Origin of the sequence: Nocardioides litoris (genome assembly GCF_006346315.1) — a bacterium.
GTDB classification, from domain to species: Bacteria; Actinomycetota; Actinomycetes; order Propionibacteriales; family Nocardioidaceae; genus Nocardioides; species Nocardioides litoris.
Genome location: NZ_VDMR01000001.1, coordinates 20,626 through 40,923, shown reverse-complemented (window position 1 = coordinate 40,923; position 20,298 = coordinate 20,626). Strand labels below are relative to the sequence as shown.

Annotated in this window: 20 protein-coding genes; 7 read left to right on the top strand and 13 right to left on the bottom strand. The window is 75.2% G+C overall.

The annotated features are described in order from the left end of the window. Positions 1 to 21: 21 nt before the first annotated feature. On the bottom strand, positions 22 to 1,179 hold the full coding sequence (locus FJQ57_RS00200) for a GNAT family N-acetyltransferase (RefSeq protein ID WP_139977269.1): 1,158 nt from the start codon (positions 1,177 to 1,179) through the stop codon (positions 22 to 24). A 137-nt stretch (positions 1,180 to 1,316) separates the two neighbouring features. Here FJQ57_RS00200 and FJQ57_RS00195 point away from each other — a divergent pair, with 137 nt between their 5' ends. Genes FJQ57_RS00195 through FJQ57_RS00185 form a run of 3 tightly spaced genes read left to right on the top strand, consistent with a single transcriptional unit; the run spans position 1,317 to position 4,512 of the window. Continuing rightward, the gene (locus tag FJQ57_RS00195; RefSeq protein ID WP_246081515.1) at positions 1,317 to 2,069 is read left to right on the top strand and encodes an ABC transporter permease; all 753 of its coding nucleotides are present in this window, start codon (positions 1,317 to 1,319) and stop codon (positions 2,067 to 2,069) included. A 51-nt stretch (positions 2,070 to 2,120) separates the two neighbouring features. Further along, entirely contained in the window at positions 2,121 to 3,929 is a 1,809-nt protein-coding gene (locus tag FJQ57_RS00190) for a CapA family protein (protein WP_139977268.1), read from the top strand. A 49-nt stretch (positions 3,930 to 3,978) separates the two neighbouring features. Further along, a complete protein-coding gene (locus FJQ57_RS00185; RefSeq protein ID WP_139977267.1) occupies positions 3,979 to 4,512 on the top strand; it encodes a hypothetical protein in 534 nt (177 codons plus the stop codon). On the opposite strand, the gene FJQ57_RS00180 is transcribed toward FJQ57_RS00185, so the two are convergent. After that, entirely contained in the window at positions 4,496 to 5,266 is a 771-nt protein-coding gene (locus tag FJQ57_RS00180; protein WP_139977266.1) for an SDR family NAD(P)-dependent oxidoreductase, read from the bottom strand. The two genes, FJQ57_RS00185 and FJQ57_RS00180, sit on opposite strands and share 17 nt — an antisense overlap. Before the next feature lie 101 nt (positions 5,267 to 5,367). Between FJQ57_RS00180 and FJQ57_RS00175 the strand changes: the two genes are divergently transcribed. After that, positions 5,368 to 6,222 carry a helix-turn-helix transcriptional regulator gene (locus FJQ57_RS00175; RefSeq protein ID WP_139977265.1) on the top strand — a complete coding sequence of 285 codons (855 nt, stop codon included), beginning with the start codon at positions 5,368 to 5,370 and terminating at the stop codon, positions 6,220 to 6,222. Here FJQ57_RS00175 and FJQ57_RS00170 read toward each other — a convergent pair. Continuing rightward, positions 6,209 to 6,478 carry a hypothetical protein gene (locus FJQ57_RS00170; RefSeq protein ID WP_139977264.1) on the bottom strand — a complete coding sequence of 90 codons (270 nt, stop codon included), beginning with the start codon at positions 6,476 to 6,478 and terminating at the stop codon, positions 6,209 to 6,211. The two genes, FJQ57_RS00175 and FJQ57_RS00170, sit on opposite strands and share 14 nt — an antisense overlap. A 64-nt stretch (positions 6,479 to 6,542) precedes the next feature. On the opposite strand from FJQ57_RS00170, the gene FJQ57_RS00165 reads away from it, so the two are divergent. Then, entirely contained in the window at positions 6,543 to 7,118 is a 576-nt protein-coding gene (locus tag FJQ57_RS00165; RefSeq protein WP_170219196.1) for a TetR-like C-terminal domain-containing protein, read from the top strand. Between the two features lie 111 nt (positions 7,119 to 7,229). Continuing rightward, the gene (locus FJQ57_RS00160) at positions 7,230 to 8,564 is read left to right on the top strand and encodes an HNH endonuclease (RefSeq protein WP_139977262.1); all 1,335 of its coding nucleotides are present in this window, start codon (positions 7,230 to 7,232) and stop codon (positions 8,562 to 8,564) included. A 220-nt stretch (positions 8,565 to 8,784) separates the two neighbouring features. Here the strand turns inward: FJQ57_RS00160 and FJQ57_RS00155 are convergent, their stop codons facing one another. From FJQ57_RS00155 to paaA, 10 genes are all read right to left on the bottom strand, one after another. Beyond that, complete coding sequence (locus FJQ57_RS00155; RefSeq protein WP_139977261.1) at positions 8,785 to 10,635, bottom strand: GAF domain-containing SpoIIE family protein phosphatase; 1,851 nt, start codon at positions 10,633 to 10,635, stop codon at positions 8,785 to 8,787. A 204-nt stretch (positions 10,636 to 10,839) separates the two neighbouring features. Next, positions 10,840 to 12,147 carry a phenylacetate--CoA ligase PaaK gene (paaK, locus tag FJQ57_RS00150; protein ID WP_139977260.1) on the bottom strand — a complete coding sequence of 436 codons (1,308 nt, stop codon included), beginning with the start codon at positions 12,145 to 12,147 and terminating at the stop codon, positions 10,840 to 10,842. 50 nt (positions 12,148 to 12,197) lie between these two features. After that, complete coding sequence (gene paaI, locus FJQ57_RS00145; protein ID WP_246081514.1) at positions 12,198 to 12,614, bottom strand: hydroxyphenylacetyl-CoA thioesterase PaaI; 417 nt, start codon at positions 12,612 to 12,614, stop codon at positions 12,198 to 12,200. Next, positions 12,608 to 13,477 carry a 3-hydroxyacyl-CoA dehydrogenase family protein gene (locus FJQ57_RS00140; protein WP_139977259.1) on the bottom strand — a complete coding sequence of 290 codons (870 nt, stop codon included), beginning with the start codon at positions 13,475 to 13,477 and terminating at the stop codon, positions 12,608 to 12,610. The genes paaI and FJQ57_RS00140 overlap by 7 nt, the downstream gene beginning before the upstream one ends. Further along, positions 13,474 to 14,247 carry an enoyl-CoA hydratase/isomerase family protein gene (locus FJQ57_RS00135; RefSeq protein ID WP_139977258.1) on the bottom strand — a complete coding sequence of 258 codons (774 nt, stop codon included), beginning with the start codon at positions 14,245 to 14,247 and terminating at the stop codon, positions 13,474 to 13,476. The genes FJQ57_RS00140 and FJQ57_RS00135 overlap by 4 nt, the downstream gene beginning before the upstream one ends. After that, the gene (paaE, locus tag FJQ57_RS00130; RefSeq protein WP_139977257.1) at positions 14,244 to 15,314 is read right to left on the bottom strand and encodes a 1,2-phenylacetyl-CoA epoxidase subunit PaaE; all 1,071 of its coding nucleotides are present in this window, start codon (positions 15,312 to 15,314) and stop codon (positions 14,244 to 14,246) included. The genes FJQ57_RS00135 and paaE overlap by 4 nt, the downstream gene beginning before the upstream one ends. A gap of 1 nt (position 15,315) precedes the next feature. After that, positions 15,316 to 15,846 carry a 1,2-phenylacetyl-CoA epoxidase subunit PaaD gene (paaD, locus tag FJQ57_RS00125; RefSeq protein ID WP_139977256.1) on the bottom strand — a complete coding sequence of 177 codons (531 nt, stop codon included), beginning with the start codon at positions 15,844 to 15,846 and terminating at the stop codon, positions 15,316 to 15,318. Beyond that, the gene (gene paaC / locus FJQ57_RS00120; RefSeq protein ID WP_139977255.1) at positions 15,843 to 16,796 is read right to left on the bottom strand and encodes a 1,2-phenylacetyl-CoA epoxidase subunit PaaC; all 954 of its coding nucleotides are present in this window, start codon (positions 16,794 to 16,796) and stop codon (positions 15,843 to 15,845) included. The genes paaD and paaC overlap by 4 nt, the downstream gene beginning before the upstream one ends. A 12-nt stretch (positions 16,797 to 16,808) precedes the next feature. Continuing rightward, positions 16,809 to 17,171, bottom strand: a complete 363-nt coding sequence (gene paaB / locus FJQ57_RS00115; RefSeq protein ID WP_139977254.1) for a 1,2-phenylacetyl-CoA epoxidase subunit PaaB — start codon at positions 17,169 to 17,171, stop codon at positions 16,809 to 16,811. After that, complete coding sequence (paaA, locus tag FJQ57_RS00110; RefSeq protein ID WP_139977253.1) at positions 17,168 to 18,130, bottom strand: 1,2-phenylacetyl-CoA epoxidase subunit PaaA; 963 nt, start codon at positions 18,128 to 18,130, stop codon at positions 17,168 to 17,170. The genes paaB and paaA overlap by 4 nt, the downstream gene beginning before the upstream one ends. 110 nt (positions 18,131 to 18,240) lie before the next feature. Between paaA and paaZ the strand changes: the two genes are divergently transcribed. Continuing rightward, positions 18,241 to 20,283, top strand: coding sequence for a phenylacetic acid degradation bifunctional protein PaaZ (gene paaZ, locus FJQ57_RS00105; RefSeq protein WP_211348694.1), 2,043 nt, complete (start codon positions 18,241 to 18,243; stop codon positions 20,281 to 20,283). Positions 20,284 to 20,298: the final 15 nt, after the last annotated feature.

Sequence of the window (20,298 nt, the reverse complement as noted above, 5' to 3'; positions counted from 1 at the left end):
TCCTCTCGGGCGGTGGTGGGGTCAGGGGGTCTCGGTGCGGCGGCGTACGACGTCGCGGGCCCGCTCCTGCGCGCGCAGGAGCGCGGGGGCGGAGCGGACGGCCCGGTCGCCGGCGCCGCGGCGCAGGGCGACGGCGAGGGTGACGAGCGGCCGGGCGTCGCCGTGCAGGCGGCTCGCCATCGGGTGGCCGGGCACGGCGCAGGTGTCGAGCAGCCGGGCACCACTGGCGTGGAAGCGCGGCACCTCCTCCATCCAGAGCAGCAGGCCGGGCGACCAGGCGGCGAGGCTCTCGTCGAAGGCGGTCTTGACGGTGAAGAGCGTGTCGCCGTCGCGCACGTCGAGCGCCACCGCCGCGGGCTCGGGCCGTCGCCCCTGCAGGGCGAGCACCTGGAGCGCGCCGCGGGCGGCGAGGGCACGGCACGCCTCGACGAAGTAGGCCTCCTCCTCGGGGTGCCGGGCGACGGCGCCGCCGTCGGTGCCCTTCCACCCGGCCGCCTCCAGGCGCAGGAAGGTGGCCAGTGCCTCGTCGACGCCACGCTCGGGCACCAGGTCGAGGACCTCGAGACCGCCGCCGAGCGCCTCGTCGAGGCGCCGCCGCACCCGACGGAGCTCCTTGCGGCGGCTGCCGGAGAGCCGCTGCTGCAGGTAGTCGTCGGTGGGGCGCCGCTCGGTCACCGGTCGGTCGCCGACGGCGAGCCGGGCCGTGGCCCGGCCGTCGGCCGCGGCGGCCCGCTCGACGTCGGTCGCGACGGTCTCGTCGAGGTCGCCGAGCAGCAGCCAGGTGTCGTCGAGGTCGCGCTCGAGGCCAGCGAGGGCGGCCCGCCACGGGGACACCCCGAAGCCGGGCGCGAGCAGCGGGGTGCCGAGGAAGTGGTGGGTGTGCTGCCACCCGACGGCGGCCCGGCGCGGGAGGCGCCGGTGGCGCACCCGAGGCAGCACCGGCAGCACGAGGCCGAGCGCACCCGCCTCGTGGGGGTCGGGCACCACCAGGAGCCGGACCCGGTCGCCGTCGGGGAGGTGGCGCAGCGCCGGCCGGAGCAGGTCGGGTCCGTTGAAGGGGTTGGGACGCGGGGCCCGGGCGGCCAGGTCGCGCCACGCCTCGACCACCCCGTCGATCGCCGCCGGGCCCGCGAGGAGCCGGGGGCCGTCACCGACGGCGACGTGGAGGGCGGTGGTCATGCTCGCTCCGGCCGGTCGGTGTGGGGACGCCCGACTGTAGCCCGCGGGCGCGGCCCGGAGCCGTGTCTTGCGGCACCCTTGCGGCACCCTTGCGGTGTCGTTGGGCCCGGCCCGCCGTCCCGCAGTAGCGTTCCGAGGTGTCCGCGGCCGACCTGACGACGTTCGGCCTCGGCCTGGCCGTCGTGGTGGCCACGACCGTCGTGGTGGCCCGGTGGGCGCGGGTCGGGCTGGGGTGGGTGCCGGTCACCTCGATCCTGCGCGCCACGGTGCAGCTCGGCGTGGTCGCGCTGCTCCTGCAGGGCGTGCTGGCCCGCGAGGGCACGGTGGTGCTGTTCCTGCTGCTGATGGCCTCGACGGCGTCGCTGACCGCGGCGGGGCGTCTGCGCGAGCTGTGGCACGGTCGCCGGGCCGCGGTGGCCGGGGTCGTCTCCGGTGCGGCCGTGGCGCTCGGCCTGGTGCTGGCGCTGCGCCTGGTCGAGCTCGACGCGCGGTACGTCGTCGCGGTGGCCGGCATCGTCATCGGCAACGCCATGAGCGCGGCCACGCTGTCGGGCCGCACCTTCCTGCGCTCCGTGCGCCGGCGCCGCGACGAGGTCGAGGGCTGGCTGGCCCTCGGGGCGACGCCGGCGGTGGCCCACCGCGAGATCGGCCGCGAGGCGGTGCGGGAGGCGCTGCTGCCCAACCTCGACCAGGCCCGCTCGACCGGTCTCGTCACGCTGCCCGGGGCGTTCGTGGGTGCCCTGTTCGGGGGCGCGAGCCCGGTCGAGGCGGCGCGGTTCCAGCTGGTGGTGCTGGCCGGGGTGGCCTTGGCCATGGTGGTGTGCGGCGTCGTCGTCACCCGGCTGCTCGGCCGGACGCCGTACGTGGTGGCGGATGAGAGCGGTGACTAGGGACGCCGTCGGGGTGACCTGGGGCTCCCACCGCTCACGCACACTCGAGGCATGCCCCGGGCCGCCGCGCGACGACCTCCCGTCGTACGCCGCCGCGCGGCCGCGCTCGTCCTGGCCGGCCTGACCGGGCTGGCGACCGCCGGGTGCGAGTCGCAGGCGGCGCCGGCGGCAGGCGGCTCCGGGTCCGGCTCCGGGCAGGCGTCGGTTCCCGGGGGCACCGTGCCCCTGCCGACCGACCGCGGCGGGCCGCCGCCCGGGTCGACGGTGGAGCTGGCGTTCGCCGGCGACGTGCACTTCGAGGGTGCCCAGGACCGCGAGCCGCGGCGCTCCGGCTCGACGCTCGGCCCGATGTCGCGCACGCTCCGCGGCGCCGACCTCGCCGTGGTCAACCTCGAGAGCGCCCTGTCGCTGCCCGGACGGCCGACGACCAAGGAGCTGGAGGACCCGGGCAGCCGCTACTGGTTCCGCACCCCGCCCGCGACCCTCAGCCTGCTCGCGCGCTCCGGCGTCGACGTGGTGTCGATGGCCAACAACCACGCCGGCGACATGGGGGTCGACGGCCTCCAGCAGGGGCTCGCGGCCGCCGAGCGGTCCCGGGTCGCAGTCGTGGGCGCCGGCCTCGACGCCGAGCAGGCCTTCGCCCCCCACCGCACGACGATCGACGGCACCGACGTGGCCGTCCTGGCCGCCGACTCCTCCCCCGCCGAGAGCCGCTCGCCGGTGTGGGCCGCGCGCACCGGCACCGGGCCCGGCATCGCGGCCGCACGCGGCCGGTGGACCACGCAGCTCCTCAACGCCGTCCGCGCCTCGGCCGAGGTCGACGACCTCACCGTCGTCTACCTGCACTGGGGCGAGGAGGGCACGTCCCGGGTGACCCAGGGCCAGCGCATCCTCGCCCGCGACCTCGCCGCCGCCGGGGCGGACGTCGTCGTCGGCACGCACTCCCACGTGCTCCAGGGCGCCGGGATGCTCGGCGCCACCTACGTCTCCTACGGCCTGGGCAACTTCTACTGGTACCACGGCCGCCAGGCCGAGACCGGCGTCCTGCGCCTGACCGTCACCGACGGCACGGTCGTGCGCGACTCGTTCGTGCCCGGCCGCATCCCGCCCGACGGCGGTGCGCCTCGTCCGCTCGGCGGCGCCCAGGCCGCCGCCGCCGTGCGCGAGTGGCGCGGCCTGCGCGCCGGCACCGGGCTGGCGGCGCTCGCCCCGGCGGCCTCCCCCGACGGCGGGCCCGCGCCGGCGCCGGCACCGGTCGAGCCCACCCAGCCCGCCCTGCCGCCGTTCCGCTCCCAGGTGCGACGGATCGGTCCCTACCTGCGCGACCTGATGGTGGGCAGCAGCCACGACCCCGCCCGGTGCCCGGTGCCGTTGCGCGACCTGCGGCACCTGACCGTCAGCCACGTCGGGTTCGACGGGCAGGCCCGCACCGGCCGCATCGTGGTCGCCGCCGGCGTCGCGCGGCAGGCCGTGCGGGTCTTCGCCGACCTCTACCGCGCGCGCTTCCCCATCGAGCGGATGGTGCTGGTCGATGCCTACGGCGGCGACGACGACCGCTCGATGGCCGCCAACAACTCCTCCGGCTACAACTGCCGCACGGTCGAGGGCTCCTCGTCGCTCTCCGACCACGCCTACGGCCGGGCCATCGACCTCAACCCGGTGCAGAACCCCTACCTCCTCGGCGACCAGGTGCTCCCGCCGGCCGGCCGGTCCTTCGCCGACGTCGACCGCTCCGCCGGCGCCCGGCCGGGTCGGGGCGTGGTGACGGCCGGACCCGTGGTCCGCGCGTTCGAGCGGGCCGGCTGGTCGTGGGGCGGCGTGTGGACCGACGCGGACTACCAGCACTTCTACGTCGACTGACCCGTGCGGGGGACGCGCCGGACGGGCGCTCCCGTGGTGGGATCGCACGATGGACGGACGCCGGCTCGGGAGCCTCGTCGGTGCGGTCGGGGGCCTGGCCTTCGTGCTGCTGAGCGCGGGCGAGCTGCCCGCCGCGTGGCTGTGGCGCGTGCTCGGCGTCGTCGCCGCCCTGGCGGTCGTGGCCTGCGTGGCGCTGCTGCCGAGCGACCCGCCACCCCCGCCCGACCGGCGCGGCGTCCGGCTGTACGGCTGGAGCGTCGTCCTGATGGTCCTGGCGATCTTCGCCGGCGCGCGCGTGCTCGACGCCTCCGGTCACGCCGGGCTCGTGCGGGCCTGGGTCGTGGTCGCGGTCGGCCTGCACTTCCTGCCCTTCGCCCGCGCCTTCTCCCAACCGCTCTTCACCCGGCTCGGCGTCGTGCTGGCCGTCGTCGGCGTGCTCGGGCTCGCCCTCTCCCCGGCGTACGACGACGCGCCGGGCGCCGCGGCCGTGGCGGCGGGGTTCGTGCTGCTGGCCGCCGGGGCGGCGGGGATGCTGGCGGGGAGGAGCAGCGGGGCGGCGGGACCGGTCAGCGGGTCGCGGTGATGCCACCGTCGACGGGGATGAGCGCGCCGTGCACGTACGCCGCCTCGTCGGAGACGACCCACGCGATCGCCGCGGCGACCTCCTCGGGCGTGCCGGGCCGGCCGGCGGGGGTGCCGGCGGTCATCTGGGCGACCACGGCGTCGGCGTCGGCGTTGATCGGGGTGCGGGTCGCGCCCGGGGCGACGGTGTTGACGCGGACGCCGCGCGGGCCGTACTCGGCCGCCCAGCTGCGGGCCAGCTGCGCCTCGGCGGCCTTGGTGGCGGCGTAGAACCCGACGATGGCGTGGCCGAGGCCGGCCATCCACGACCCGACGACCACGATCGCCCCGCTCCCGCTCTCGGCCATGGCGGGAGCAAGGGCGGCGGTGAGCACGTGCGGCGCGCGGACGTTGACCGCGAAGGTCGACTCGAGGTCGGCGTCGGTGAGCGAGACGGTGTCGACCGCTGGGCACAGGGCGGCGTTGTGGACGAGCACGTCGACCCGGCCGTCGAGGGCGTCGGTCCAGGCGGCGGCCAGGGCGCGGAGGCTGTCGGGCGCGGCGGTCAGGTCACCGGGCACGAACACCGCGGAGCCGCCCGAGGCCGGGGTGCCGACGGACGCGACGACCTCGGCCCCGCGGGCGGCGTCGCGGCCCGTGACGACGACGCGGGCGCCGCGGGCGGCCAGGGCGTGCGCGGTGGCGGCGCCGATGCCGCTGGTGGAGCCGGTGACGACGGCGGTGCGGCCGGCGAGGGAGGAGGACTGGGTGCTCATGTCTCCGAGTCCACCGGCCGGCCGGGCGTCGCACCAGGGCGAGGGCAACCGAGGCACGGCGTGACCAGGTCGGCCGGACGCGGCGTCCGTACGCTGGGCCGGTGCCCGCCGACCGCTCCGCCCTGGGGGCGTTCCTGCGGTCGCGGCGCGACCGGCTGACGCCGGCGCAGGCCGGCATCGACGCCTTCCCCGGTCCACGGCGGGTGCCGGGGTTGCGCAAGGAGGAGCTGGCGTGGTTGGCCGGGCTCAGCGCCGACCACTACAGCCGGCTCGAGCAGGGCCGCCAGCACACGGTCACCGACGAGGTGGTCGAGGCCCTGGCCCGGGCGCTGCGCCTCGACGAGGTCGAGACCCGGCACCTGCGCGACCTCGCGGCGCCCGCCCGTCGTCGTACGACGACCTGGGAGGCGCCGCAGCGGCCCGACCCCGGGCTGCTGCGGGTGCTCGCGACGCTCGACCACGTGCCGGCGCTCGTGCTCGGACGGCGCTCTGAGGTGCTCGCGGTCAACGCCCTGCTGCCGGCCGTGGTGGGGGCGGAGGTCCAGCCGGGCACGGTGTTCGCGCGCTGGCTGCTGCGTGACCCGCGGGCGCGCGAGCGCATCGCGACGTGGGCCGACTTCGCCGCCGCCGCGGTCGGGGCACTGCGCTACGAGGTCGGTCGCCACCCCGACGACCGGCGGCTGGCCGACCTGGTCGCGGAGCTGCGGGCGGCCGACCCCGACGTGGCCCGGTGGTGGGACGACCACGGCGTCACCGACCGGACCTCCGTGGCCAAGCGGGTCGTGCACCCGGTGACAGGCCCGCTGTCCTTCGCCATCGAGGCGCTGGTCGGGCCGCACGACCCGGAGCAGCGGCTGGTCGTCTACACCGTCGAGCCCGACTCCCCCACCGCCCGGGCGATGCCGCTGCTCGCCGCCTGGAGCGCCGAGTGCGCCGTGGAGCTCAGACCTCGGTGAGGTCGGTCCAGCTGCCCTCGGCGGTGCGGACCTGGGGGCGGCTGGGCTCGCCCACCATGCCGGAGTGCACGACGGCCTCGAGCTCGGTGCCGTCGGCCAGCGTCGTGCGCAGCGTCTTGTCGCCGTAGACCATCGAGCCGCGGTCGACCTCCTGGCCGTCGACCCGCAGCCGGGCCTCGTTGACGAAGACCTTGGTCCGGTCGAACTCGAGCTCGACCTGGTGACCGCCGACCGTGCCCTGGTAGCGCGTGCTCATGCTGCTCCCTTCTCGTCGGCGCGTCGAACGCCTCGGTTTCGTTACGTGTAATAACGTAACAGGCGTGGCCCGACCGCGCGACCCCTCGATCGACGACAAGGTCGCGCGCGCCTGCGTCGAGCTGCTCGGCGAGGTCGGCCGGGCCGGCATGACCCGCGCGGCCGTCGCGAGGCGCGCAGGGGTCGGCCTCCCCTCGGTCAACCGCCGGTACGACGACGTCGACGAGGTCATCCTGGCCACCATCAGCCCCCGTCCAGAGGTGGGCGCCCGGCTCGTCGAGGTCGGGCCGGGCTCGCTGCGGGCGTGGATGGTCGCCCGCCTCACGGTGACCGCGCGCGGCATGCAGGCCGAGCCGGCCCTGCGCCGCCAGGCGGCCGAGCTGATGGCCGCGGCCACCGGCCACCCCGGCATCGACGACGCCTTCGCCGCCTCGCTCGCCCAGGACCGCGCCGAGGGACTCGAGCACGCCCGGGCCGCCCAGGACCGGGGCGAGGTGCGGCCCGACGTCGACCTGGAGGCCCTGCTCGACCTGCTGGCGGCTTCCGCCTTCTACCGCCTCGTCTGGCGAGGCTCGGCCCCCCGCGAGGACGAGGTCGAGGGCATCGTCGACCTGCTGCTCGAGGGCGCCCGGCCGCGGTAGGCCCGCGCGGGCGGGCTCGCAGCAGTGGTCGAGGAGGGCGCCCCGGCGCCCGTCTCCAGACCCCCGCAGCCGGGAGGCAGCAGCCGCCTCCTCGACCCGGCCCTCGCTGCCGTGGCCGACGCGCGTGGGCGGATGCTGCGCGAGGAGGTCGCGACCCTGGTCGCGGTGCTGGACTGGTGCGCGGCTCATGAGGTGTCGGAGGCCGAGGCGTCGGTCCACACCATGACGCCCGGTCTGCAGCTCGGCGGGCCGGGGTGTCCGTGGGTCAGCGAGTTCGACACCCACGACTTGGCCTGCGTCCTCGGCCGCTCGCCCGACTCGTGCGCGGTGTACGTCGGCAACGCGCTCGAGCTGCGCCACCGCCTCCCCCGCTTGTGGGCCCGGGTCGTCGCGCTGCAGGTGCCGGTGTGGAAGGCGTTCCGGATCGCCGAGCAGACCCAGCAGCTCCCGCCCGCGGGTGCGGCCGAGGTCGACCGAGCGCTCGCCCCGACCGCGCACACGTGCACCTTCGCCCAGGTCGACCGCACCGTCGCCTCCGCCCTCGCCACCCACGGCCCCGAGGAGGTGGAGCGCCGGCGTCTGGCGGCGTTGGAGCACCGGCGGTTCGACGTCCACCTCGACCACGTCCGATCGATCGACGGCACCGTCGAGGTCACCGGGACCCTCGACCTGGCCGACGCGGTCGACCTCGACACCGCCGTTGCCGGTGTGGCGGCCCAGCTCGGCGAGCTGGGGTGCCATGAGTCGTGGGACGCCCGCCGCGCCCTCGCCGTCGGCGAGATCGCCCGCGCCCAGCTGGCCCTTGACCTCGAGACCACCACCGGTCGCGGGGTGACTGTCTACGCGCACCTGCGCTCGGACTCCGACGTCGTCGAGACCACCGGCTCCACCATCACCACCGAGCAGCTCGCCGCCTGGTGCCGCCACCCCGGCACGACGGTCACCGTCACACCGGTCGTCGACCTCCCCGGCGGCGACCCCACCGCAGCGCAGGCCCTGGCCGAGCAGGTCGCGGCCTGGCTGGCCGCCGACGTCCACATCAAGCGCGTCATCGACCTCACCGCCGACCTCACTTCCTCCGGCTACACGCCCTCACCACGTCTGGCCGAGCAGGTCGACCTCCGCGACCAGCGCTGCGTCTTCCCCCACTGCAACCGACGCCGCACCGACCGCGACCACATCCAGCCCCACGACTCCGGCGGCCAGACCCGCTCATCCAACCTCGCCCGGCTCTGCCGAGCCCACCACCGCGCCAAGACCCACAGCCCCTGGACCTACAGCAACTCAGACCCGGCGTGTTCGAGTGGCACTCCCCCGCCGGCGCGAGGTACACCGTCGACCGCTCCGCCGAACCCTGACCACCGAGCCCCACACCCCGCCCACCACCGGTGCGCGGGGCAGTCGTCACGTCCGATCTGCCGGACGGACCCATCGGTCAAGGACTGACGCCTGCTGTCCTCGACGGACCGCGCACACTGACGCGCCCGTTGCCCCTCGCGCCGCCCATCGGGCTGCCGGTCGCAGACGCGCCGGCCGCGGTCCCACACGACATCGGGTTGCCCGTGCGGGGACCCGGGTCGGGCGGTCGCCAGATCGGCCGGAAGGCCACGAGGTCCCCGGACGGGAAGCGGGGGATGCGACCGCCGACGTCCAGGCCACGAGTCGGTCAGGCGGTCGCGCACCTCGCGGCGATGACGGCGACGTCGTCGCCGTGCCGGGGCGGCAGGAGGTCGGCGAGCACGGCGTCGAGAAGGGCGCCGAGGTCGCGGTGGGCGAGGTCGGCGTGCCGGGCCACGGCGTCGGCGAGCGCGGTCATGCCGTCGTCGAGCACGGCGCCGCGGCGTTCGACCAGGCCGTCGGTGAACAGCAGCAGCGTCGACCCCGGCGGGAGGGTCAAGACGGCGTCGCGCCGGGGCGCGGTGCGGACCATGCCGATGATCGAGTCGTGCTCGTCGACGGGCCAGGAGGTCGTGCCGTCGGCGTGCAGCAGGAGGGGCAGCGGGTGGCCCGCGTTGGACCACCGCACCGTCAGCGCGCCGCCACCACCACCAGCAGCACCAGCAGTACCAGCCACACCGACACCGTCGACACCGTCGACACCGTCGACACCGTCAGCCACGCGGTGTGCCTGGGCGTAGAGCAGGGTGCACATCGCCTCGGGCAGGAGGTCGCCGACCACCGCCTCGAACCGCTCGACGACCTCGGCCGGACGCCCCGGCTCGGTGACGTGGCCCAGGGTGCGCAGGGTGGTCCGCAGCGCGCCCATCGTGGCCGCGGCCGCGATGTCGTGGCCCACGACGTCGCCGATGACGAGCGCCGTGCCGCCGCTGGGCAGCGCGACGGCGTCGTACCAGTCGCCGCCGACGCGCTCGCGCAGCGCCGCGGGCCGGTAGCGGGCGGCCAGGGCGAGGCCGTCGATCCGGGGCAGGGGCGTGAGCATCGCCTCCTGCAGGGTGGTCGCGACGAGGGCCCGCTCGTCGAGGAGCCGCGCCTGCGCGACCGCCTGGGCGGTGTAGAGCGCCATCGCGGCGAGCGTGTCGCGCACGTCGCGGTCGAAGGCCTGCTCGCCCTCCCACGCCAGGACGAGGACGCCGAGCACCTGGCCGCCGTGGCGCAGGGGCACGTAGGCGCGGGCCTGGGCGGTGCCGACGCCGCGGAAGCGTGGGTAGCGGTCGTCGTGGTCGGCGCGGGTGGTGGAGAACAGCGGCTCGCCGCTGGCGTAGACCGCCCCGATCGGGTTGTCCGCGGTGGTGTCGAACCGGGCGTGCTCGCGGGCGAGCTCCCAGCTCACGGCGTCGGCGGCCGCGAGGAGCAGGTACCGCGTCGTCGCTCCCTCCGGGTCGGCCTGCGGGTCGTCGCCCGCTGCCCGCACCCACATGGCCGCCTTGTCGCTGCCCCAGTGGTCCCGCGAGACCGTCTCGACCGCGCGGGCCACGTCGGTGAGCGTGCGCGTCTCGGACAGGGAGTGGCTCAGGGCGAGCAGCACCCGCGCCTGCCGGTCGCTCTCGTCGGCGCGGGACCACGCATCGCGCGCGAGGAGGGACAGACCGCGCTGGGCGATCTCGGCCGAGCACGCCTCGGCCAGGTCGGCGAGCCGGTCGAGCTCCTCGGTGCTCCAGCGCCGCGGCACGGTGTCGATCGCGCACAGCGACCCGATGACGGCACCGGTGTGGTCGGTGAGCGGGTGGCCGGCGTACGCGATGACACCGAGGTCCTGGATCGCCAGGTTGGTCCGCAGCCGCTCGTCGACGCGCGCGTCGGTGATCACCAGCGGTGCCCCGTCGTCGACGACGTACTGGCAGAAGCTGTGGCTGAGCGGGGTCTCGCCGCGGCTCGCCCACGGCTCGGCCAGGCCGACCTGGCCGCAGAACACCTGCCGGTCCGGCTCGACGACCGTGGCCAGGGCGACCGGCACGCCCAGCAGCTGGCACACGAGCCGCGCGTAGCGGTCGAACGACGTGCCGAGCTCGCGGCCGAGGTCGGAGGCCGGCAACGGCGGCAGGTGCTGGTCAGGCATGGCGCGACGATCCTAGGACTCTGCGGCCCGCCTGGCCTCGACGAGCGGCAACCGCGTCGAGCGCCACGCACCGCACGTGTGGAGCCGCTGTGACCGGCGCGTGGCCCGGACGTGGATCGAGGGTGGAGCTGGCGGCGCGCCGTCACCGTGCCGTCGAGCCGCCAGTGGTCCTGGGCGTGACGAAGACCTCGGGTCGGCGACCGCTCAGCGCACCGGTCGCCGGTCGACGATGCGGCGCATCTTGCCGACCGACCGCTCGACGGTGCCGGGGGCGACGACGTCGACGCCGACGCTGACGCCGATGGAGGCCTTGACCAGGCGGCGCAGCTCGGCGCCGGCCGCGTCACCGGCGTCGGCGGCGGCGTGCTCGCGGCGCTCGACGAGCACGGTGAGGGAGTCGAGGTGGCCCTCGCGCTCGAGGATGCACTGGAAGTGCGGCGAGAGCGGTGGCAGGGTCAGCACGAGCTCCTCGACCTGGGTCGGGAACAGGTTGACGCCGCGCAGGATGATCATGTCGTCGGTGCGGCCGGTGACCTTCTCCATCCGCCGCATCGTGCGGGCGGTGCCGGGCTGCAGCCGGGTGAGGTCACGGGTGCGGTAGCGCAGCACCGGCATGGCCTCCTTGGTCAGCGAGGTGAGCACCAGCTCGCCCTCCTCGCCGTCGGGCAGCACCTCGCCGGTGACCGGGTCGACGACCTCGGGGTAGAAGTGGTCCTCCCAGACGTGCAGGCCGTCCTTGGTCTCCACGCACTCGCTGGCGACCCCGGGCCCGATCACCTCCGAGAGGCCGTAGATGTCGACGGCGTGCATGTCGAGCCGCTCCTCCATCTCGCGGCGCATGTCGTTGGTCCACGGCTCGGCCCCGAAGATGCCGACCTCGAGCGAGGTCGAGCGCGGGTCGATGCCCTGCCGCTCCATCTCGTCGACCACCGAGAGCATGTACGACGGCGTCACCATGATGATGTCGGGCCGGAAGTCGCCGATGAGCTGGACCTGGCGCTCGGTCATGCCACCGGAGACCGGGACGACGGTGCAGCCGAGCTTCTCGGCGCCGTAGTGGGCGCCGAGGCCGCCGGTGAAGAGGCCGTAGCCGTAGGCGTTGTGCAGCACGTGACCGGCGCGCCCGCCCGCGGCCCGGATGCTGCGGGCGACCACGGTGGCCCAGGTGTCGAGGTCGGCCCGCGTGTAGCCGACGACGGTCGGCTTGCCGGTCGTGCCCGACGACGCGTGCACCCGCGACACCTGCTCACGCGGGACGGCGAACATCCCGAACGGGTAGTTCTCCCGCAGGTCGGCCTTGGTCGTGAAGGGGAGCTTGGCCAGGTCGGCGAGGTCCTTGACGTCGTCGGGATGCACGCCCGCGGCGTCGAGGGCCTGACGGTAGTGCGGCACGTGGTCGTAGGCGTGGCGCACCGACCACTGCAGCCGGTCGAGCTGGAGGGAGCGGAGCTCGTCGAGCGAGGCGGTCTCGATGGGCTCGAGGTCACCGGGGCGGGGGCTGAGGTCGAGCACGGGTCTCTCCTGTACGACGGGGCGGGGTACGGCGGGGGTGGGTCGGCCGGTCAGGCGCGGTCGACGGCGCGGCTGCGACCGCGCAGCTCGGCGACGACGACGCCGTCGGCCTCGCGGGTGACGGTGACGTCGTACAGGCCGGAGCGGCCGCGCAGCGCGGTCTCGCGAGCCCGGGCGACGAGGCGGTCGCCGGCGCGGCCGGCCTCGAGGAAGGTGACGTCGAACCCGGAGGCCACGGTGGTGCGGCCGCGGGAGTTGCAGGCCATGGCGAAGGCGGTGTCGGCCAGGGTGGCGACCAGACCGCCGTGGGCGATCGCGTAGCCGTTGACCATGTCGTCGCGCACGGTCATGGCCACCGTCGCGGTGCCGGCACCGAGGTCGACCAGCTCCATGCCGAGCGACCGCGAGGCGGGGTCGACGGCCCACATGCGCCGGGAGGTCTCGAGCGGGTCCGGCGCGCTCACCACGCGAAGAACCCCTGCCCGGTCTTGCGGCCGAGGCGGCCCGCGGCGACGTGGTCGCGCAGCACCTGCGGCGGCTCGAACCGCGGTCCGACCTCACGGGCGAGGTGCTCGGCGATGGCCAGGCGCACGTCGAGGCCGACGACGTCGGTGGTGCGCAGCGGCCCGACGGGATGCTTGTAGCCGAGCGTCATGGCGGTGTCGATGTCCTCGGCGGAGGCGACGCCCTCCTCGACCATCCGCATGGCCTCCAGGGCGATGGCGACGCCGAGGCGGCTGGAGGCGAAGCCCGGCGAGTCGCGCACGGTGATCGCGGTCTTGCCGAGGGCGGCGACCCAGGCCTGGGCGCGGGTGACCAGCGCGGGGTCGGTGGCCGAGCCGACGACCACCTCCACCAGGGCGCTGGCCGGGACCGGGTTGAAGAAGTGCAGCCCGACGAGGCGCTCGGGAGCGCGTACGGCGGTGGCCAGGCCGTCGACCGACAGCGAGGAGGTGTTGGTGGCCAGCACCGCGTCGGGCGCCACGGCCTCGACGCGCGCCAGCACCGACGCCTTGAGGGCGGGGTCCTCGGGCACGGCCTCGACCACGAGCTCCGCCCCGGCCAGCGCAGCCGGGTCGTGGGTGACGTCGAGCCGGGCCACGACCTCGTCGAGGTCGCCGTCGAGCTTGCCGCGGTCGCGGGCCACGGTCAGCGTGCCGACGACGCGGTCGCGGGCGGCGGTCGCGGCGGCCCCGTCGACCTCGACGACCGTCGCCGATGACCCCGCGGCCAGGAAGGCGTGGGCGATGCCGGCGCCCATGCGGCCGCCGCCGTACACGCCGACGCGGGTGGGCAGGGTGGGCAGGGTGGGCAGGGTGGGCTCGCTCATCGGGTCCTCCGCTCCAGGAAGGCGGTCATCCGCTCCCGCTTGTCCTCGGTCTCGAACAGCACGGCCTGGGCCAGGTCGTCGACGAACGGGTGCGCCTCGCGGGGGGCGTGGAAGACGGCCTTGGTCAGGCGGGTGGCCAGCGGCGCCTGCCGGGTGATCCGATCGGCCCACCGGTGGCCGGCGGCCAGCAGCGCCTCGGCGAGGTCGGCGTGGTCGGCGCCGCCGTCGACGACCTCGTGCAGCAGCCGCACCGAGCGTGCCTCCTGGGCGTCCAGGACGCGGCCGGTGAGCAGCAGCTCCTTGGCCAGCGGCTCGCCGACCAGCTCGGCCAGCCGCCAGGCGGCGCCGGCCGCGGCGAGGATGCCGAGGCCGGTCTCGGGGTTGCCGAGCCGGGTGGTCGGCGCACCGACCCGGAAGTCGCAGGCGTAGGCCAGCTCGGCGCCGCCGCCGAGGGCGTGGCCCTCGACCAGGGCGATCGTGGGCATGGGCAGGCGGCGGACGCGGTCGAAGAGCCCGGAGTTGATGCCGCGCAGGGCGTCGTCACGGCGGCGCTCGCGCAGCTGGGCGATGTCGGCGCCGGCGGCGAACACCCCGCCGGCACCGCGCAGCAGGGCGACGCGGGGCTCGGCCTCGAGCAGCGCGCAGGCGGCGTGCAGCTCGTCGACCATCTGCTGGTCGATGGCGTTGCGGACCTCGGGCCGGTCGAGGGTGAGCACGACCCGGTCGTCGTGCTCCTCGACCCGCACGGACGGCCGGGCGACCCCGCTCATGCGTCGAAGTCGACGGTCACGCGCTCGCCGAGCGGGAAGGACTGGCAGGTCAGCACGAACCCGGCCTCGACCTCGGCGGACTCGAGCGCGTAGTTGCGGCGCATGTCGACCTCACCCTCGGTGACCTTGGCCCGGCAGGTGCCGCACACGCCGCCCTTGCACGCGAACGGCAGGTCGGAGCGCATCACGGCCGCGCCGTCGAGGACGGTCTGCTCGACCGGCAGCGGGGCGGTGGCGGTGAGGCCGTCGAGCACCACGGTGACCTCGACGGTCTCGCCGCTCGGCTCGGCCTCGACCCGGTGCAGCTCGGGCGGCGGCGCATCGACGAAGAACAGCTCGAAGTGGACCGCCTCGGCGGGCACGCCGAGGTCGGCCAGCACGGTGCGGGCGTCCTCGATCATGGCGTGGGGCCCGCACAGCCACACGTGGTCGTACGACGCCGCGGGGGCGACCGTGGTGAGCAGCCGGTGCAGCCGGTCGGCGTCGAGGCGGCCCGAGAAGAGCTCGACGTCGCGGGGCTCGCGGCTGAGCACGTGGACCAGCTGCAGCTGCGGGCCGAAGCGGTTCTTCAGGTCGGCCAGCTCCTCGGCGAACATCACCGACCCGCTGGTGCGGTTGCCGTAGAGCAGGGTCACGTGGCCGCCGGCGGCCAGCACGCTGGAGGCCACCGAGAGCATCGGCGTGATGCCCGAGCCGGCGGCCACGCACAGGTGGCGGCCCCCCTCGAGCACCGCGGGGTCGGGGCAGAACCGGCCGCCGGGCACCTGCACCTCGACGGTGTCGCCGGGTCGGACGTCGCGGACGAGCCACCGGCTGAACAGGCCGTCGGGGATCTCCCGGACGCCGACGCGGGGCGGGCCGCCGGCGGGGGCGCTGATGGAGTACTGGCGGCGGTGCTCGACGCCGTCGACGACCTTGCGCAGGGTCAGCGACTGACCGGGCACGAACGCGAACTCCGCGGCCAGGTCGTCGGGCACCTCGAAGGTCACCGCGGCCGCGTCGTCGGTCAGGGGCTCGACCTCGCGCACGCGCAGGGCGTGGAAGTCGGCCCGGGCGGAGCTGGACACCTCAGATCTCCTTCACGTGCTCGAACGGCTCGAGGCAGTCGGTGCAGCGGTAGAGCGCCTTGCACGCCGTGGCCCCGAACTCCGAGGTCACCGCGGTGGCGGCCGACCCGCAGTGCGGGCAGGTGATCGCGCGCCGCACGGGCAGCAGGGTCAGCGGCACCGGTCCGGCTCCCCCGACTCCCCCGACTCCCCCGGCGGCCGGGCCGGCGGGCCCGGGGGCCGAGAGGCCGTGGTCGCGCAGCGCCTGCCGGCCGCGCTCGGTGATCCAGTCGCTGGACCAGGCCGGGCTCAGGCTGACCTCGACGGTCGGGTCGTAGCCAGCCTCGCGCAGCCGGCGCACGAGGTCGTCGCGCATGGTGGCCATGGCCGGGCAGCCGGAGTAGGTCGGCGTGATGGTCACCGTGACCCGGCGCGGGTCGTCGGCGTGCTCGCGCACGTCGCGCAGGACGCCGAGGTCCTCGAGCGTCAGCATCGGCATCTCCGGGTCGGTGACCTCGGCGGCCACGTCGCGGGCCGGGGCCAGCGTGGTCACCACAGCCCCTCCGGGTGCGCCCGAGCGACGACCTGCATCTCGGCGAGCATCCGGGACAGGTGCTCGGTGTGCAGGCCGTGGCGGCCGGTGCGGCCGCGGACGCCGGCCAGCGCGCCCTTCTCGGGACGGTCCACGCCGCTGACGGCCAGCACCTGCTCGAGCACCACGTCGACCTCGGCGGCGACCTCGGACGGGTCGACCCCGACCCCGGCGGCCGCGACCGCGGTCTCGGTCGGGTGGGCGCTCACCAGCTCGGCGTGCAGGGGCCAGACCTCGTCGAGCGCGGCCAGCAGCCGGCGGCGGGACTCGTCGGTGCCCTGGGCCAGGGTGAGGAACCAGCGGCCGGCGTGGTCGCGGTGGTAGGTCAGCTCCTTGACGCCCTTGGCCGCGATGGCGGCCAGCACCGGGTCGCGGCTCTCGCGCAGCCGGGCCAGCACGGCCAGGCGGGCGGTGGAGAAGAGGAGCAGCCGCACGACGGTGTGGGCGAAGTCGCCGACCGGCACCTCGGCCAGCCGCACGTTGCGGAAGTCACCCGCCTCGCGGAAGAAGGCCAGCGCGTCCTCGGCCGGCACCGGTGAGCCCTCGGGGAGCGCCGGCACGACCGAGGGGTCGGCGGCGGCGGCGCGGGCCAGCAGCAGCCGGGCCTGGCCGAGCAGGTCGAGCGCGGTGTTGGCCAGCGCGATGTCCTCCTCGAGGTCGGGCGCGTTGCTCGCCCACTCGCTGAGGCGGTGCGACATGACGAGGGCGTCGTCGCCGAGCATCAGGCAGTACGCCGCCAGCTCGGCCGCGTCGACGCCGTCGGGGACGGTGGTGTCGACCCCGGCGAGCGGGTCCTCGAAGTCGGTGCCGAACGCCCACGCCGAGTCGTCGCCGACCACGTCGTGGTGCTCGAGCAGGCCGTCGTACACGCTGCCGGTGGCGGCGTTGGGGTCAGGGGTGCCGTGGCTCATCGAGGCCTCCTCTCACATGTGGGGGACGTCGGCGGGGATGTCGTAGAACGTGGGGTGCCGGTAGACCTTGTCGCCGCTCGGCGCGAACAGCGGGTCCTTCTCGTCGGGGCTGGAGGCGGTGATCGCGTCGGCGCGCACCACCCAGATCGAGACGCCCTCGTTGCGGCGCGTGTAGACGTCGCGCGCGTGCCGCACCGCCATCTCGTCGTCGGCGGCGTGCAGGGAGCCGACGTGCACGTGGTTGAGGCCGCGCTTGCCGCGCACGAACACCTCGTACAGCGGCCACTCGCGCTGCGTCGTCGCGCCGCCCTTGTCGGCGGGCACGTCCTTGAGGGGTACGGCGCCGTGGCCGCCCTCGGCGGTCAGCTCGCTCATCGGCCCTCGCCCACGGCCGCCGCCTGCTTGTCGGCGAAGGCGAGCGCGGCCTCGCGCACCCAGGCGCCGTCGTCGTGGGCCCGGCGGCGGTGCGCGATGCGCTGGGCGTTGCAGGGCCCGTTGCCCTGGACGACCTGCATGAACTCGTCCCAGTCGGGCGTGCCGAAGTCGTAGTGGCCGCGCTCGTCGTTCCAGCGCAGCTCGGGGTCGGGGAACGTCACGCCGAGGGCCTCGGCCTGCGGCACGCTCATGTCGACGAACCGCTGCCGCAGGTCGTCGTTGGTGTTGCGCTTGACGCCCCAGGCCATCGACTGGGCGGTGTTGGGGCTGTCGGCGTCGGGCGGACCGAACATCATCAGCGCCGGCCACCAGAACCGGTCGACCGACTCCTGCACCATGGCTCGCTGCTCGTCGGTGCCGCGCATCATCGTGCTCAACAGCTCGTAGCCCTGGCGCTGGTGGAAGGACTCCTCCTTGCAGATGCGGATCATCGCGCGGCCGTAGGGGCCGTAGGACGTGCGGCACAGCGGCACCTGGTTGCAGATCGCGGCGCCGTCGACCAGCCAGCCGATGGTGCCGACGTCGGCGTAGGACAGGGTCGGGTAGTTGAAGATCGAGGAGTACTTCTGCCGGCCGGCCAGCAGCAGCTCGGTCAGCTCCTGGCGGGAGACGCCGAGGGTCTCGGCGGCGGAGTAGAGGTAGAGGCCGTGCCCGGCCTCGTCCTGCACCTTGGCCAGCAGGATCGCCTTGCGGCGCAGCGACGGCGCGCGGGTGATCCAGCCGCCCTCGGGCTGCATGCCGATGATCTCGGAGTGGGCGTGCTGGGCGATCTGGCGCACCAGCGTCTTGCGGTAGCCCTCCGGCATCCAGTCGCGGGGCTCGATGCGGTCGCCGCGCTCGATGGTGGCGTCGAAGACGGCCTGCGGCTCGTCGTGCGTCTCGTGATGAGTGGCGGTCACGGGTCCTCCAAAGGCTTTACTGACCGAGCGGTCTGTAATACCTTCACACGAGTCGAGCCGACGCGCAAGCACCGATCGACGACGACCGCCGACGACACCCGGGAGAGATCGTGACCCTGCTCGAGAGCTACGCAGCCGGACGCTGGTTCCGCGCCGACGACGAGGGCGCCCCCCTCCTGGACGCCGTGACGGGCGAGGAGGTCGCACGGCTGAGCTCGACCGGCCTCGACCTGGGTGCGATGGTCGCCCACGCCAAGGACGTCGGCGGTCCGGCGCTGCGCGCGCTGACCTTCCACGAGCGCGCCGGCCTGCTCAAGGCGATGGCCAAGGACCTGCTGGCGGTCAAGGACGAGCTCTACGAGCTGTCCTTCCGCACCGGTGCCACCCGGCGCGACTCGGGCGTCGACATCGACGGCGGCATCGGCACGGTGTTCTCGATCGCGAGCAAGGGCACCCGGGAGCTGCCCAACGACACCGTGCACGTCGACGGTGGCCTCGAGCCGCTCGGCAGGGCCGGCACCTTCGTCGCCCAGCACGTCTGGACCTCGCGACCGGGCGTCGCGGTGCAGGTCAACGCGTTCAACTTCCCCGTCTGGGGCTTCCTGGAGAAGCTGGCCCCGGCCTTCCTCGCCGGGTCGCCGAGCATCGTCAAGCCGGCCGAGCAGACGGCGTACCTCACCGAGGCCGTCGTGCGCCGGATCGTCGAGTCGGGCCTGCTGCCCGAGGGCTCGCTGCAGCTGCTGTGCGGGCCTCCCCAGGGCTTGCTCGACGAGCTGACCGTGCAGGACCGGGTCGCGTTCACCGGCTCGGCCCACACCGCCGGGCTGCTGCGCAACCACACCAACGTCCTCCACGGCGGCGTCGAGCTGACCGTCGAGGCCGACTCGCTCAACTGCTCGATCCTCGGCCCCGACGTGACCGCCGACGACCCGGAGCTCGACGTCTTCGTCAAGGGCGTCGTCACCGAGATGACGGTCAAGGCCGGCCAGAAGTGCACCGCCATCCGCCGCGTCATCGTGCCGCGCGCGATGCAGGACACCGTCGCCGACGCCATCGCCGCCCGGCTCGCCTCCGTCACCGTGGGCGACCCGCGCTCGGAGGAGGTGCGGATGGGCGCGCTGGTCTCGCTCGACCAGCGCGAGGAGGTCCGCAAGGCCGTGCAGTCGCTGCGCGCCTCGGCCGACCTCGTCTTCGGCGACCCCGACCACGTGGACGTCGTCGACGCCGACGCCGACCGCGGCGCCTTCATCTCCCCCGTCCTGCTGCGCGCGCACGACGGTGCGGTCGAGCCGCACGACGTGGAGGCCTTCGGCCCGGTCAGCACGCTGGTGGCCTACGACTCCGTGGCCGACGCGGTGCGCCTCGCCGCCCGCGGTCGCGGGTCGCTCGCTGGCTCCGTCGTCACCCACGACCCGGCCGTGGCCCGCGAGGTCGTGCTCGGCCTGGCCCCGTGGCACGGCCGCATCGTGGTCCTCAACCGCGACGACGCCGCCGAGGCGGCCGCGGCCGGCGGCCACGGCTCGCCCCTGCCCGTGCTGGTCCACGGCGGTCCCGGCCGCGCCGGGGGCGGCGAGGAGCTCGGCGGCATCCGGGGCGTCCTGCACCACCTGCAGCGCACAGCGGTCCAGGCCTCCCCCGACATGCTCACCGCGATCACCGGGCGCTGGACGACCGGCTCCCGGCGCACCGAGGACGGGGTGCACCCCTTCCGCAAGTCCCTCGCCGACCTGCGGGTCGGCGACACCATCACCTCCGCGCCGCGGACGGTGAGCCGGGCCGACATCGACCACTTCGCGGAGTTCACCGGCGACACGTTCTACGCCCACACCGACCCCGAGGCCGCTGCGCAGAACCCGCTCTTCGGCGGCATCGTCGCCCACGGCTACCTCGTGGTCTCCCTCGCCGCCGGCCTCTTCGTCGACCCCGACCCGGGTCCGGTGCTGGCCAACTTCGGGGTCGACTCGCTGCGGTTCCTGACGCCCGTCAAGGCCGACGACACCATCGCGGTCACGCTGACGGTCAAGCAGATCACCCCGCGCACGTCCGCCGACTACGGCGAGGTGCGCTGGGACGCCCTCGTCGCCAACGCCGCCGGCGACCCCGTGGCGACGTACGACGTGCTGACGCTGGTCGCCAAGGAGTGGCCCGCCTGAGACCGGGCCGCCGGG

What these genes read in the sequence shown, in the direction of transcription:
- FJQ57_RS00155 (WP_139977261.1), bottom strand. Translation starts at nt 10,635, where the DNA reads ATGCCTGACCAGCACCTGCCGCCGTTGCCGGCCTCCGACCTCGGCCGC.
- FJQ57_RS00170 (WP_139977264.1), bottom strand. Translation starts at nt 6,478, where the DNA reads ATGAGCACGCGCTACCAGGGCACGGTCGGCGGTCACCAGGTCGAGCTC.
- paaB (WP_139977254.1), bottom strand. Translation starts at nt 17,171, where the DNA reads ATGAGCGAGCTGACCGCCGAGGGCGGCCACGGCGCCGTACCCCTCAAG.
- FJQ57_RS00135 (WP_139977258.1), bottom strand. Translation starts at nt 14,247, where the DNA reads ATGAGCGGGGTCGCCCGGCCGTCCGTGCGGGTCGAGGAGCACGACGAC.
- paaC (WP_139977255.1), bottom strand. Translation starts at nt 16,796, where the DNA reads ATGAGCCACGGCACCCCTGACCCCAACGCCGCCACCGGCAGCGTGTAC.
- FJQ57_RS00180 (WP_139977266.1), bottom strand. Translation starts at nt 5,266, where the DNA reads ATGAGCACCCAGTCCTCCTCCCTCGCCGGCCGCACCGCCGTCGTCACC.
- FJQ57_RS00190 (WP_139977268.1), top strand. Translation starts at nt 2,121, where the DNA reads ATGCCCCGGGCCGCCGCGCGACGACCTCCCGTCGTACGCCGCCGCGCG.
- FJQ57_RS00185 (WP_139977267.1), top strand. Translation starts at nt 3,979, where the DNA reads ATGGACGGACGCCGGCTCGGGAGCCTCGTCGGTGCGGTCGGGGGCCTG.
- FJQ57_RS00140 (WP_139977259.1), bottom strand. Translation starts at nt 13,477, where the DNA reads ATGAGCGAGCCCACCCTGCCCACCCTGCCCACCCTGCCCACCCGCGTC.
- FJQ57_RS00200 (WP_139977269.1), bottom strand. Translation starts at nt 1,179, where the DNA reads ATGACCACCGCCCTCCACGTCGCCGTCGGTGACGGCCCCCGGCTCCTC.